Origin of the sequence: Archangium lipolyticum, assembly GCF_024623785.1 — a bacterium.
Lineage (GTDB): Bacteria > Myxococcota > Myxococcia > Myxococcales > Myxococcaceae > Archangium > Archangium lipolyticum.
On sequence record NZ_JANKBZ010000006.1, the window covers coordinates 1 to 14,332 of the forward strand.

General features: G+C 71.1%; 10 protein-coding genes. All 10 read right to left on the reverse strand.

The features are described from left to right. Window positions 1-135: 135 nt before the first annotated feature. The gene (locus tag NR810_RS15040; protein ID WP_257453266.1) at window positions 136-1,869 is read right to left on the reverse strand and encodes a vWA domain-containing protein; all 1,734 of its coding nucleotides are present in this window, start codon (window positions 1,867-1,869) and stop codon (window positions 136-138) included. Then, window positions 1,866-2,732, reverse strand: a complete 867-nt coding sequence (locus NR810_RS15045) for a DUF58 domain-containing protein (protein WP_257453267.1) — start codon at window positions 2,730-2,732, stop codon at window positions 1,866-1,868. The genes NR810_RS15040 and NR810_RS15045 overlap by 4 nt, the downstream gene beginning before the upstream one ends. After that, window positions 2,729-4,237 carry an ABC transporter permease gene (locus NR810_RS15050; protein WP_326522503.1) on the reverse strand — a complete coding sequence of 503 codons (1,509 nt, stop codon included), beginning with the start codon at window positions 4,235-4,237 and terminating at the stop codon, window positions 2,729-2,731. The genes NR810_RS15045 and NR810_RS15050 overlap by 4 nt, the downstream gene beginning before the upstream one ends. Further along, window positions 4,234-5,217 carry an ABC transporter ATP-binding protein gene (locus tag NR810_RS15055; protein ID WP_257453268.1) on the reverse strand — a complete coding sequence of 328 codons (984 nt, stop codon included), beginning with the start codon at window positions 5,215-5,217 and terminating at the stop codon, window positions 4,234-4,236. Before NR810_RS15055 ends, NR810_RS15050 begins: the two co-directional genes overlap by 4 nt. 25 nt (window positions 5,218-5,242) lie before the next feature. Next, window positions 5,243-7,090 carry a hypothetical protein gene (locus NR810_RS15060; RefSeq protein ID WP_257453269.1) on the reverse strand — a complete coding sequence of 616 codons (1,848 nt, stop codon included), beginning with the start codon at window positions 7,088-7,090 and terminating at the stop codon, window positions 5,243-5,245. Further along, window positions 7,083-8,078, reverse strand: a complete 996-nt coding sequence (locus NR810_RS15065; protein WP_257453272.1) for an AAA family ATPase — start codon at window positions 8,076-8,078, stop codon at window positions 7,083-7,085. Before NR810_RS15065 ends, NR810_RS15060 begins: the two co-directional genes overlap by 8 nt. A 14-nt stretch (window positions 8,079-8,092) precedes the next feature. Then, window positions 8,093-9,484 (reverse strand): hypothetical protein, encoded by a 1,392-nt coding sequence (locus NR810_RS15070; RefSeq protein WP_257453274.1) that lies wholly within the window; start codon window positions 9,482-9,484, stop codon window positions 8,093-8,095. Between the two features lie 90 nt (window positions 9,485-9,574). Beyond that, complete coding sequence (locus NR810_RS15075; protein WP_257453276.1) at window positions 9,575-10,231, reverse strand: hypothetical protein; 657 nt, start codon at window positions 10,229-10,231, stop codon at window positions 9,575-9,577. 135 nt (window positions 10,232-10,366) lie between these two features. After that, complete coding sequence (locus tag NR810_RS15080; protein WP_257453277.1) at window positions 10,367-12,094, reverse strand: hypothetical protein; 1,728 nt, start codon at window positions 12,092-12,094, stop codon at window positions 10,367-10,369. A gap of 198 nt (window positions 12,095-12,292) precedes the next feature. Next, on the reverse strand, window positions 12,293-14,197 hold the full coding sequence (locus NR810_RS15085) for a gamma-glutamyltransferase family protein (RefSeq protein ID WP_257453278.1): 1,905 nt from the start codon (window positions 14,195-14,197) through the stop codon (window positions 12,293-12,295). Between the last annotated feature and the right edge of the window lie 135 nt (window positions 14,198-14,332).

Genomic DNA, 14,332 nt, shown 5'->3' on the forward strand with positions numbered 1-14,332 from the left:
CGGCTCAATCACCATCGGCCGTGGTCTCAAAACCCTGGCCATCATCGCCGATGACCTCCAGCGTCTCCAGGAGCTGGGCCTGAAAATGTGACTAATGCTCAGCTCCCAGAGGGAGAGGGAGCATGCGAAACCCTGTTACTTCACGTCCGTGCGCCGCGTGAGGTGGAAGTCCGCGAGCAGCGCGGCCAGCAGCACCAGCAGCGGCCAGCGTGCACGCCCGGGAGGGCCGGCGCCCCCGTCGTCATCGCCCTCGGCCTCGGCGGGCCTGTCACCCTCGCCACGCCCGCGCAGGTCCGACTCCCGGGCATCCAGCGCGAGCACCTCCACCGTGTCCACCGGCTCGCCGTCACGCTCCAGCACGTAGCGGCCGGGCACCGCGGGCGGCGGCAGGCTCAGGGCTCCCGCGCCCACGAGGGGACGGCCTCCCTCCGGGCCCTCCAGCGAGTAGCGCGCCCCCGCACGCGTCACCACCGCCAGGGGCTCGCCGAGGGAGAGTTGCCGCCGGGGGAAACCCTCCTTCGCGCGCCGGGCCTCACGCAGCATGTTGCCCAGCAGCACGGGCCACGCGGGTGTGCGCTGCACGTTGGAGCGCGAGAGGTCCACGTTGAGGTGCAGGTGGCCCTCCTCCTCGGAGAGGAGCACCACGCCGCCCGCGGTCATCAGTGGCCGGCCCGGAGGCGCCTCGCTGCCAGCCGCCCAGCGCACGCCGCCCAGTTGCACGTCGTCCAATAGCGGGTGGCCCTTCTCCGCGAAGAAGGGGCCCACGAAGGTGCGCACGTTGCCGCTCGCCCCCACCGTCACCCCAGCGTCCGTGCCACGGGGGCCGAGCACGAGCGCGCCCTCTCCGGGCCCCTGCTCCACCTCGGGCGCCACCGAGAGAAAGCGCTCCAGGGCCGAGCGCGCGGGCGCCTCCAGCCCCTCGGCCAACGCCACGCGCACCCGCCGCTCCGGGGCGGGCGGGAGCCGGGCCTCTCCGTCCTCGGGCAGCGCATCCGGAGGCAGGGACACCTCCACGTCTCCCGCGTTCTCGAAGGTGAGGCGCAGCGTGGCCGCGCCCTCCTCGGGCAGCGCCACCCGCTCGCGGCGCTCGGTGCCTTCCTTCGCGCCCGGGCCGGGCCGCGCCAACACGCGCACCTCCGCCGCCTCGGGGCCCGCGCCAAAGCGCGCCACCCGCAGCGTCACCGTGGCCGTCGAGCCCTCATCCCTGCGCCAGGCGGACACCAGTGCCACGTTGTCCCGAGGCACTCCCAGGGCCGTCCACCGCACCGCCGAGGGCACGGCCTGTCCTTGCGCGGGCATGGCGTCGGTGAAGAAGTGCACGCGCTTGCCCGGACCGGCGAGCTCCTGGGCCCACAGCAGCGCGGGTGCGACGTCGTGGTCCGCCCCGAGGGCGCGGAAGGACTCCAGCGAGGCCAGGGCCCGCGAGGGCTCCGCTTCGGGTCCGGCCAGCACGCGCGGCACCGTGCCACTGACCAGCACCGTCACGTGGGTGGCCTTCTCCTCCTCCACGCGCCGGGCGGCCTCCTGGCGCACCTTCTCCAGCACGGGGCGGCCGTCGGGCCCGCGCGCGGACAGCGAGAGGCTCCCATCCACCACCAGCACCAGGTGGCGCGTCCGAGCGTCCTCGCCCAGGCGCACGTCGGCGAGGAAGAGGGCCGCGGCCACCACCGCCAGCGCCTCCAGCAGCAGCGAGGCCTCGCGGGTGAAGCGCTCGAAGCGCGGGCCGGCCTCGGCGCGAGGACGGGGCGTGCGCCAGAGGAAGAGGGCGCTCACCACCACCGGCTTCTGCTTGCGCCGGAGGAAGTACGCCGCCACCAGCGGCACCAGTGCACCCAGCGCCAGCAGTCCCCAGGGAAAGCCGAAGCTCATGCCACCCCCGCCGGGAGGAAGAGGGGCCGCAGCGGACCCGCCACCAGCGCGCGCAGGGCCTGGGGGGCGGGGGCCACCAGGTGCGCCGCGCGAGCCCTCGCCGCCGCGGCCGCGAGGGCCTTCTGGTGCTCGGCGAAGCGCCGCGCGTAGGCGGCCAGCACGTCCTCGGTGAGGAGCTCCTCCAGCGCCGCGTCACTCTCCGAGTCCACCAGCCGCGCGCCCTCGCCACCGGTGGGCTCCAGGTCCTCCGCGTCCAGCACCTGCACCAGGAAGAGGGCCGAGGCTCCCTGGGCCAGCCGGGACACCAGCGCGGGCAGGGGTGCCTCGAAGAGGAAGTCGCTCACCACCACGCGCAGGCCACACGGGCGCAGCGGCGGCAGGCGCCCGAGGGAGGCATACAGGTCATCCCGGGCGTCGAAGGCGGCGTTGCGCAGGGCGGAGCGGCACGTCTGGCCCCGCACCCGGTCCGGGCGCGAGCCCCCCACCAGGAGGGTGGGGCCAAGGCCCTGCTGCGCGCCCACCTCCGTGGCGAGCAGCGCCACCTCGCGCGCACACCCGGCCTTGCGCGGGGAGAGGGCCATGCTGCGCGAGCCGTCCAGCAGCACTTCCAGGCGTGGGGACACCTCGTCCTGGCGCACGCGGAGGATGAGCTCGCCGGTGCGCGCCACCGCGTTCCAATCCATCTGCCGCAGGTCATCTCCCGGCTGGTAGGCACGGAAGTCATGGAGCTCCAGCGAGGCCCCGGCCGAGGCCGCGCGCACCTCGCCCACGCGGCCCCGGTGGGGCGTGCGCGGCAGGGCGAGGGCGAGGCCCGGGGCCAGCCGGGCCACCTCCGCCTCGTCGAAGTCCACGGGGGGACTCATGAGGCGTGGGCCCGCCGCTCGCGCTCGACGAGGGCCCGATCGGTGGCGAAGACGCAGAGCGCGGCCACCAGCCACACACAACCGAGCAGCCCCACGTTCATCGTCGGCTCGTTCAGCGAGTAGTCGTAGTCCCCGAAGTTCGCCAGCCCGACGAAGGGGTTGAGCAGGTTGAGGAGGGGATCGTCCACGCGCTGCTCGAGGAGGACGGACAGCAGCGGAGGCACGGTTCCGGCCAGGCCCACCAGCGAGAAGAAGAGGACGCGCACCACCGCCGGCGAGGCGAGCCGGTCCGAGCGTGGCAGGCGCCCCACCAGCAGCGGCAACGAGAGGAAGAGGAGCGCGTAGGCCGGTGCCGCGAGCACCTGGAGGAAGTAGGCGTCGGTCCTATCGCCAAACATCTGCTGCGACACGAGGAAGAGCGCGGCGCACAGCGCCGTCCAGAAGAGCAGGAGCAGCACGACGAGCCGGAAGCCCCGCAGCGCGCCCGGGCGGAGGAAGGACCAGGGCCGCGTGCCCTCGCGCAGCGCCCGGGCTTGGCCGTCCATGTCCGTGGCCACGAAGATGCCGACGACGGCCAGATTGAGGGAGCCCAGGATGCTGGCCACGGAGGCCATGCTCGCCTGGGGGTCGCGCGCCAACCACAGCCCCCCCAGGATGCAGCCGGAGAGCAGCATCTGCAGGGTGAGCGCCAGCCGGGGCCCCCGGGAGTAGTTCTCCGTGGGCAGGGACAGGCGGGCGGCGGCCGTCTCGAAGAGCAGCCACCCATAGGTGAGCATTCCCCACAGGAAGAAGCCGGCGAAGGCGAGGAGATCCTTCTCGCGGGTGAGGAAGCGGTAGCCCTGCTCGCCCAGGACGAAGGCGGACGTCAGCCCGTACGCCAGGGCCATGAGGAGCACGCCGAGCAGGAGGAAGTGCAGGAAGGCACGTCCCAGACGCCCCTCGGCGAGCGTGGCCGCGCACACCGCCACCACGGTGAGGAAGACGAGCCAGGAGCCGCCCAGCGCGAGGATGAGGAGGATGGTGGGGAGGGCGATGCCGTTGAGGTAGTAGCTGAAGAGGAGGAAGGGCCCCACGGCGGAGGCGTAGAGCGCGGCCTGCACCAGGTAGGAGGCCACCTTGCCGCGCAGGATGCGCCGGGGCCCCAGGCCGGTGAGGACGAGCAGCACCCAGGTCTCGTCCTCGCGCTCGCGGGCCAGGGAGCGGTAGGCGCCGTAGGGGATGATGAAGAAGTGCACCAGGCCCAGGCAGAAGAAGAAGGCGAAGAAGACGCCCTTGCCCAGGGTGGACAGCCCGTCGTCGAGCGCGTTCGCGTAGGCCACCAGCGAGATGACGAAGCAGGCCAGGAGCATCAGCCCGAAGCTCACCCAGAAGACGCGGGAGCGCAGGCCCTGGCGGACCTCCTTCACCACGAGCGGGTTGAGCCGATCGCCCAGCCGCTCCATCAACCGGGGCCTGGGCTCCTCGCGCGGGGCGGCGCCCGCGGTGTCCGCTGCTGTCGCGCTCACGCCACCCTCCCCTTCGTCACGTGCATGAAGGCATCCTCCAGGTTGCGCTCGCGGTGGCTGAAGGCGCACACGGGCACGCCCTCCTTCACGAGCGCCGCGAGCACCCGCGCCGCCGACTCATCCACCCAGCCGCCAGCCGCCGCGCCACCCTCGTGCTCCAGCAGCACCCGGAGCGAGTCCCCCTCGCGCGTCACCTGCTTCACCCCGGGCTGCTCCAACAGCAGCCGCTCCGCGCGCCCCCACACCGCCTCGCCCTCCCCGCCCGGAAAGAGGCGCACCGACAGCTCCGCCGCCGCCGTCCCGGAGGCCTGCGCGAGGATGTCCGCCACCTTGCCCGTGGCCAGCAACCGGCCCTGCTCGATGATGGCGCAGGTGTCACAGATTTCGGCCAGCTCGGTGAGGATGTGGCTGGAGATGAGCACCGCCTTGCCCTGGTCCGCGAGCGCGCGCAGCAGCTCGCGCAGCTCGATCCGGGCGCGCGGATCCAACCCGTCCGCCGGCTCGTCGAGGATGAGCAGCTTCGGGTCGTGCAGCAACGTGCGCCCGAGCGCCACGCGCTGCTTCATGCCCTTGGACAGCGCGCTGGTGAGCTTGTCCTTGAGCGGGAGCAGCCCGGTGAACTCCATCACCGAGTCCACGCGCTTCGTCCGGGCCCGGCCCTGGAGCCGGTAGGCGCGTGCGAAGAAGTCGAGGAACTCGTGGACGGTGACGTCGTCGTAGGTACCGTAACGGTCCGGCATGTAGCCGATGAGCGGCCGCACCTTGTCCGGGGTGTCCACCAGCGAGTGCCCGTCCAGCATCACCTGGCCCGCGGTGGGCGTGTCCAGGGTGGCGAGGATGCGCATGGTGGTGCTCTTGCCAGCACCATTGGGCCCGATGAAGCCCAGGATGGTGCCCGCCTCCAGCGCGAAGGACACGTCGTCCACCGCGCGCAGGGCGCCATAGTCGCGCCGCAGTCCCTTCACCTCCAGCAGGCTCATTCCCGCACCTCGCCTCGAGTCCGCGTCATGGTCCGTCCACCCGCCCGAGCACGAGGTGCTGTCCCTCGTGCAGCTCCACCTCGAGCGCCAACGAGGGTGCCATCCCCGGCCCCTCCACCTTCGCGATGAAGCCGCCCTCCGGCAACGGCCCCAGGAGCGTGTCCCAGGGGACGCGGGCGAAGCGGTGCCGCACGGGCTCGGAGAAGCCCAACAGCTCCGGCAGGGAGTGGTTGGTGGAAGCAGGCGCTTGCGTGGCCACGCCCTCGGCGCCCTCGGCGAGCGCCGGCAGCGACCACTCCCTGCCGCCGAGCTCCACGTAACCCGCCACGAGCGGGGCGCCGAGCGCGTTCTGCACCCGCAGCACCTCGCCCTCGCGCCGCACGGTGAGCCGGGCCCGAGAAGGCACCACCGCCACCTCGGCCCACTCGCGGTAGGTGCGCGAGGGGAGGAAACCGCCCGTCACCACCATGCCATTCGTCCAGTCCGCTTCGGGCACCTGCGGGTCCCAATCCAGGTCCGGCCCGAGGAGCGCGCCCAGCGCCGGCATCCGGAGTCCCTCGGGCTCCAGGTTGGCGTAGTAGCCGCCGACGCCAACCGTCAGCGCCCTGTCGCGCTCGCGATCCAACCAGGTGAGGCTGTAGCGGGCGGCATGGATGGAGAAGCCCTCCACCAGCACCGACCAGGCGACGATGGCCAGGCACGTGACGAGCGCCACCGAGGGCACGGCGACGAGCAGCGCCAGGGGCCCCTTGCGCCGGGCCAGGGCGAGGCCTCCGGGGCCCACCGCCAGCACGAAGAGGGTGATGAGGATGAGGAAGCGGCCCACCGGTGCCTGCACTCCGGGGAGCAACGGCTGCTCACCGTTGTTCAGCATCGCGCTGCCGTGCATCCACGAGGGGGCCAGCCCCACGGGAGAGACGACGCCCACGAAGCCCTCGGACGGGGCCTCCATCGCGTCCGCGTCGGAGAGCAGCCCCGCCCCGCACTCCTCCGCCTTCCCGCACAGCCGCACGGCGCCGAAGCCGTAGGGGTGCACTCCCGAGGCGTTGGAGGTGAGCAACGGCAGACGTCCAGCCACGTCGCGAGGCGGGCGGACGAGGGCCAGGTGGCCACCCATGGCGGCGTAGGCCTCGAGCGCGTTCCAGGCATCCGCCGGGAGGGCGGTGACATCTCCGGCCACCACGACCAGCGCGTGGCCCACGTAGGCGGCGAGCTCGCGCGGCGCGTCCTCCGGCGCGACGAAGCGGACCGACAGCTTCGGCTGTTTCTCCACGCGAGGCAGGGAGGTGCCCGACTGGAAGGACTTCTCCGCGCCCAGCACCAGCGTGGGCTGGCCCTCGCCGTCCACCGAGTAGAAGTTGAAGGGCCGGAAGGTGGCGTCCGGGCTGCGCAGGCGCACCATGCCGCCGCGCACACCCACCGGCACGGGAACCCAGGCGACGAGCCGCTGGCGCGGCCCCACCTCCACCTCTCGCGCGGCGATCTCGGAGCGGCCCGACAGGTTGGACTCGACGCCGATGCGTACGACACGGGGCGTGGGGCCTGGATTCTGGAGCGTCACCTCCATCGGGACGTACCCGCGCGAGGGGCGCAGCACACCGTTGGCCATCGTGGCCCGCAGGTCTCCCTCGGACAGGCTCACCGACTGGCTCTGCACCTCCAGGTAGCCCCGGTGCTCCGCGCCCCAGCGCTCCTCATCCGTGGCGGGCTCCACCTCCTCCTGCACGGGAGTCACGGCCGCGGCCTCGTCCTGGGCGGGCGCGATGGGCGGTGGGGCGGGAACGGGGACCTGGGCGGTCACCGACGACTGCGCGAGCGCGGGGCTGGCACACAGCAGGAGGGCGAGGAGCGCGGTGGCGAGGCGCTCACGCACGGGGCACCTCGGGGACGGCCTGGAGCAGGGCGCGCACCACGTCCTGGGCACCCACCTTCTCCAGGGAAGCCTCGTAGGCGAGCACCAGCCGGTGGTTGAGGACGGCGGGGGCGCTGGCCACCACCTCGTCGAAGCCGACGTTGGGCTTGCCGCGAATCAGCGCGAGCGCCCGTCCGGCCGAGGCCAGCGCCAGGGCGGCGCGGGGACTGGCCCCATAGCGCACGAGGCGGCGCACCGGCTCCGGAGCGCCCGCGCTCCGAGGGTCGCTCGCCTCCACGAGCCGGCCGATGAAGTCCGCCACGGGCACGGGCAGGTGCACGCGGTCCACGGCGGCGAAGAGGGAGGCGAGGCCCTCGGCGTCCGTCACCGGAGGCAGCACCGGCGGAGTGCCACGCACGCGCGTGGTGAGGAGGGTGCTGAGCGTCTTCGCGCCCACGGGAGGCACCTGGACGCGGAAGAGGAAGCGGTCGAGCTGCGCCTCGGGCAGAGGATAGGTGCCCTCCAGCTCGATGGGGTTCTGGGTGGCGAGCACGAAGAAGGGCTCGGGCAGGGGGCGCGTCTGGCCGAGCACCGTGACGCTGCGCTCCTGCATGGCCTCGAGGAGCGCGGACTGCGTCTTGGGGCTGGAGCGGTTGATCTCATCCGCGAGCACCACGTTGGCGAAGAGGGGGCCCTCGCGGAAGGTGAATTCGCGGCGGCCCTCGCCCTCGAGCACGTAGGTACCGGTGATGTCGCCGGGCAGCAGGTCCGGGGTGAACTGGATGCGGCGGAAGGGCAGCCCGAGCAGCCGCGCGAGCGCCTTGCACAGCTCCGTCTTGCCGAGGCCCGGAAGACCCTCGAGCAGGACGTGGCCGCGCGCGAGCACCGCCACCGTCACCTGCTCCACGACGTGCGTCTGGTCGAGCAGCACCTGATTCAGCCCCTTCTGGAGCTGCGTCACCCTCTCCGCCGCGCCCTGCACCTCGGCGGGGCTCAACAGTTCCGACACGGCCGACTCCTCTCCTAGGGTTCCCCCCCGAAATACCGCTTCACCAACTCCCGGTTGCGGGGCAGCAGGGGCCCCGCGGAATGTCCCGCCTCCGCGTCGCCCCGGGCGCTCGTCCCCTGCCCGCCACCGCCTCCACTGCCCTCACGCTTCTGGGGCTCCGCGGAGCGCAGGCCCCACAGGCCCTGTGCCTCACCGCCCTGTCCCTGGGGCAGGGGCTTGAAGGCGAGCCGCTCCGGGTCCATCTCCGCCTTCTCGCCGAAGACGAGCGGCCGACTCTCACCGCCCCGCCCCGCCCCGGCGCCCTTCCCCGCCTGGCGGCTCGCATGACCGCCCTCCTGTCCCTCACCCTGACCCCGCCGGCTCCCGGGCCGGTTGCCATTCCGCCCGGAGCCCTGCCCGAAGCGCTGCTCCAGCTCTCGCTGGCGCCGCTCGAGCGTCTCGCGCAGGTTGGCCACCTCGTCGCGAGAACCGGGCTTGCCACGCGAGCCCCCCTGCTTCGCCTGGGCCGAGCGGGTTCCGCCATCCCCCGCGCCCGCGCCCCCGCTGCCATTGCCGGACTGGGAGGTGTCGTCGTTGTCGCCCTGCTGGGACTGCTGGGTCGCGTTGTCATGACCCAGGGCCATGAGGGCGCGTTCGAGGGCCTCGCGCTCGCGGGCGGCGGCCTCGGCACCGGAAGCCGCGTCCAGGGACTCCTCGAGCTCCCTGGCGGCCTCGGACGCGGAGGCCAGCTCGGCGGCGGCCCTGGCGGCGCGGGCCTCGAGAGACTTCTCCAGACTGTCGGCGGCCTCCCAGTCGGAGGAATCGAAGCGGCCCTCGGCGACCTCCTCGGCCAGGCGGCGCAACTCCTCCTCGACGGGGGAGCCCAGCGGCTCCTCGCGGGCGAGCGCCTCGGCCTTGGCCTCCACGGCGGCCACCTTCGCCGCGGCGGCGGCGTTGGCCGGGCGGGGCTTGGAGGCGGGCAGGGGCAGGAGGAAGCCCACGGCGAGGAAGGCGAGCGCCGCGAGCAGCGCACCGACGGGGCGCTTCCACTGCACCGGGGGAGGCGTCACGGCGCGAGCGAGCTGATTGGCGGAGAGCTCCCACTCGCCCACGGGACGCTCCAGGCGGGTGAGCAGCAGGCCGCCCGCGCCGGCCGAACGATCCGCGAGCACCGCCGCGTGCATCAGGGAGACGCCGCGAGCGCGGGCGCGGAGGAACCACCAGACGCCCGCGGCGAGCAGCGGCACGGGGAGCACCCATGGGGCGGAGTCACGCAGCAACAGGCGGGCGAGCACGCAGCCGGTGGCGGCGGCCCACACGGGGGCGATGCCGGCCTCGGCCCAGGCCACGGCATTGAGGCGCCGTTGGACGCGCCGGATGGGCGCGAGGATGAGGGCCTGCAGGCGGCGTTCGTCGCTGGCGGGCATGCGTGCTCCCGAGTCTCGGACAGTCGGCCCCTCTCCACAAGCCGGGGCGGGCCTTTCGGGGACAAGGGAGGGGCCGGCCCGGGTTCCCGCTCAGTGGAGGGTATCCGAGAGGTGGTCGAGGAAGGGGCGGCGGGAAGGGGGGGTGTGGTGCTCGTGATCGTAGAAGCACTCGGGCCCCAGGTGGGTGATCAGCTCACGCTCACGGGTGGCGGCGGTCTCGGTGCCCGCCTCGGTGGGGAGAGCATAGGGCTGGACCAGGACGAGGTCCTTTCCGAGGGACTGGCGGCAATCGGCCGGAAGGGAATCGAGACGCTCGCCGAAGAGGCGGATGAAGGGGGGTCCGAGGAAGTTCCGCCAGAAGAGGCCGGCGAGGCCTTCGTCGTACCCACGCACGGTGAATGCCTGCACATTGCTGATGCCATCATGAACGAGTCGCTGGGTCTTCCGCTCGATGTCGTCATCCAGCGCGGCGGTGGCGAGTGGGGAACCGACGAGTCGCATGACTTCAGCCACCTGCTGCAGGTGGGCCGCACGCCAGGAGGCTTTCGTGGCGGACGTCGCGGATGTGACCCAGGTGATTCCACCCGTGTAGCGGGGATCATCGGGCTTCGATGGGAAGATGAGGAAGAAATCCCGATCCGTCCTGGCCGCGACGCACAAGGTCACTCGCTTCTCATAGAACTCCATCATCGCGCCGTAGTCGATAGCTCCATTTCCCTGGATGGGATTGTTATCCAGGAAGGCCATCCCATATCGCGCCGGTACGAACCACCGGTACTTCTCGAGAGAAAGGTGGAGGAACTCGCGTATCACCACGCCAGAAGGAATCCCTGGGGGAAGGCAGATGCGTGTCGTCAGCGGAGGTTTACGCATGGAAGTTCGTCAGGGATGGGGCTTGAGCGTCACTCTGCCGCTCATCCTGAGTTCAAGCAGCATGTTCTGCAGTGGCCTGGTGAAATTCGTCTTTCCCGCTGGATGCTGGGCGGAACGGACCCACAACTCCAAGTGCCCGCCGTACTCACGAACATACTCGAGCATGGCCTTGAGGTTGCCGGTGAACGCCAGCTCGTTGCGCGCCTTGGCTTCGACAAAGGAATAGGGTTTGCCCCAGACCAGCTCTCCGGGATTGCCACCTACCGAGTCGGGAATGAAGCCCTGGGCCTTGCCTGCGGGCGGAGGCACCATCATCGCGGTGTTCTTGGTGTAGCCGCGCATCTCGAGGATGGATTCCTCGAAGGCATTGCCAGCCGGCTTGTTGGCGAGGATGGAGCGGTAGAGTCGCTCCCATTCCGGATCCACGGCGTAGGAGAAGCGCCGGTACTTGAGCGGGTGGCGGAACTGGTAATCCACCCAGCATTGAGCCAGGTGGGCGGGAGCACCGGGCAACAAGCGTGAGCCATCCGGAAGGGTGCGCGAACCCAGCATCGCCACCTTCTCTCCCCGGCGCAGGGCCTCGGAGGCTTCGCGCAGGGGTGTGTCGAGTCCACGAGCCACGCGGTTGAGGAACTCCAATTCTTCCTGCGTGAACGAACGGCCCGCCGAGGCCGCGCGGAGGAGGCGCTCGATTTCATGCACATCTTCGGGACCGAGGTGGGCCGCGACACGGGAGAGCACCTGCACCTCATCCAGACTCCTGCCAGTGACGAACGCCACCCGCTGTAACGCCGCATCTCCGCCCTCCTTCAGCAACCTGCCGTTGGCGAGGGGCAGCAGGACACCGAATAGCGAGATGAAACGCTCGGACTCGCTGAGGCGATGACCCGTGAGGCTGTAGCCGGAGAGGGCGGCTGTCAGGTCCGCGCTTTCACCCAGCAGGGGCACGAGCCCGACAGCGAGCTCCAACAACAGTTCCTCCGAGGAGTACTCGTCCACCGGCGGTGGCGTGTAGTCGAGATGGGGCGGTGCCCGTTTGCCCAGCTCGATGGCCGTGGCCAGGGCCGAGCGGCTGGCCAGCAGATAGAGGGCGACCTCCGAGGGAGAGCGGCGCAGGAAATCCGGATCCTCCGTGTGTGAGTAGGCCCAAGCGAGCGTGGCATTCACCAGCGCATGGATGGATTGCTCACGCAAGGGATGCTCCGTGAGGAGGTGACCCGGAGCGATGCGCCGAAGATGCGCGGCATGCGTCTCCATCAACCGCATGCCCCATTGCAGGTACTCCTCGAGCTTCGCCTCCACCGCCGGCCAGCGCTCCGCATCCACCTCCCGGTGTGACTCCTCACGCTCTCGGACCAAGAGCCGAGAGGGTTCGGTCGGCTCGGCGGGCGTAGTGCCCGACCGGGTGCGCGGGAGCTCAGCCGTCCTCGCCGCCCGAATGGTCGGCGCGGTAGGGGCGGAATCTTCCTCGCGCCACCCTTCCATCTCGCGCCGGAGCACCACCACCACATCTCCGCTCCAGCCCCACACCTGTCGCAGCAGCACCGACTCCAGCAGGCGCCGGAAGTCGCCCTCCTCCACCAACCTCCCCTCGCGGCCCTGGCCCTGTTCCGCCTCGCACTCGCGAAAGGACACCCGCGTGTCATCCGCCCTCAGGCGCAGCAACAGACGAGAGCCCACTCGCCGCTGGGTCTCGGCCACCTTCCAGGCCCGGGGATGCACGGTCGCGACCGCCACTTCCAGAGCCGTCGCCTCTCGCTCTGATTCGAGAGGAACGAGAAGCCGTGGACGCCAGGAGGAACTCGTCCGCCCTCCCAGCGGCACGCCCGTGGCACAGCCACACAGCAAGAGCAGGGAGACCAGGGCAACGAACCCGGGGCACCGCCACCTGCCGCGAGACCAGAACACAACGGACATGGACATGACGCCCCGTCCCTACCAGGCGATGCCGTAGTCCTCGCCGTGGTGGCTGGAACCGCCCCAGAAGGTGCCGTGCTCCCGGTCGAAGTAGATGGCGTTGATGGGGCCGGAGGTGCGTGACTCGAAGGTGAGCTCGTAGCCCATGCGCTTGAGCTCGGAGCGGACCCAGGGCGGCACCTGCTCGCTCAGCAACATCTTGCCCGGCTTGGACTCGTGCTTGCCGAACGAGTTGCGCATCTGGAAGCTGTTGATGTTGGCCGCCTCCACCGCCTCCTGCACGTTCATCCCGAACTCCACCACGTTGAGGAAGAACTGCAGCAGGTTCTGGTCCTGGCTGTCCCCGCCCTGCACGGCGAACGACAGGTAGGGCTTGCCCTCCTTGAGCGCGAGGCTCGGCGTCAGCGTGACACGAGGCCGCTTGCCGGGCTCCAGCACGTTGAAGGGGCTCTCGGCGGGCTCCAGCACGAAGCTCTGCATGCGCTGGCTCAGCCCGATGCCGGTGCGGCCCGCGATGACGGCCGGAATCCACCCACCACTGGGCGTGATGGAGACCACCCACCCCTCCGCGTCCGCGGCCTGCACCGACGTGGTGCCCGCGTAGAAGGTGCGCTCGTAATCCCGCTCCGCCTGCGTGTTGTCCGGAACCTTCTTCTCGGGCGTCTGGCGGTTCCACTGCTCCAGCAGCGGCAGGAAGGGGTTGGACCCCTTCTGGAAGGGGTACGGATCTCCCGGCCCGATGGACGGATCGTTCTTCTCCCAGTTGATGCGCTTCAACCGCTCCTTCGCGTAGTCCTTCGAGAGCAGTCCCTGGACGGGCTCGGCCGGCGGGAAGTACGGGTCGCCGTAGTAGAAGTCGCGATCGGCGAAGGCCAGGTTCATTGACTGGTAGAGGGCGTGGATGTAGCGGGCGCTGTTGTAGCCCATGGACTTCAGGTCCATGTTCTCCAGGATGTTGAGCGCCTGGAGCATCGCGGGGCCCTGCACCCAGGTGGTGAGCTTGTAGACCTCGATGCCCTTGTACTCCGTCTTCACCGGCTCCTCGATGCGGACCTTCCAGTTCGCCAGGTCCTCCATGGTGAAGAGCCCGCCCTCCTCGCGCACGCCGCGCACGATCTCCTGGGCGATGTCACCTTTGTAGAACCGGTCATGGGCCGCGAGGATGGCCTCCTTGCGGCTCTTGCCCTTCGCGCGCGCCGCCTTCTCGGCCGCCACGAGCTTCTTCAACGTGGCCGCCAGATCCGGCTGGCGGAACAGCTCGCCGGCCACGGGGGCCTCGCGCGCCTGGCCCAGGTGGGGCAGCAGCACCTCGCGCGAGTAGCGCCACTCCTTGATGCGCTTCTTGTTCTTCTCGAGGGAGTTCGCGGCCTGGGCCTCGATGGGGTAGCCCTCCTCGGCCATCTGGATGGCGGGGGCGAGCACGTCGGCGAGCGAGAGCTTCCCGTACTCGGCGAGCATCACCATGAGGCCACCGGGGGTGCCAGGCGTCACGGCGGCGAGCGGACCGAACTCGGGTGGGTACTGCATGCCCCTGCTCTTGTAGAAGTCCACGGTGGCGCCCGAGGGAGCCACGCCCAGGGCGTTGATGCCCACCACCTTGCCGGTGCGCGGGTTGTAGATGAGGGCCTGGGTCTCTCCGCCCCAACCCAACGTGTCCCACATGGTGGAGGTGGCGGCGAGCATCGCGCACGCGGCGTCCACGGCGTTTCCACCCTTCTGGAACACCATGGCGCCAGCGGTGGCGGCGAGCGGCTTGCCGGTGATGGCCACCCAGTGCCTGCCGTGGAGCACGGGCTTGGCGGTCTTCTGGGTCTCGAATCCGATGGGGTACGTCTGCTGGGCCCGCGAACCAGGGGGGAGGAACAGGGCGAAGACGAGCAGCAGGCCGGCGGCGGCCCGCCCGGAACTCCGGGCTGCGGACATGGTCTCTCCAAAACGAGCGCGCATGGGTGGGGGAGCCGGAGCCTAGGCCGGACGAGCCTCCACATGCCATCGAACGGCACGGGGCCCCGGCCTGGACCGGAGCCCCGTGAAGTAGCGCGCCCTGTTCCGGCGTTC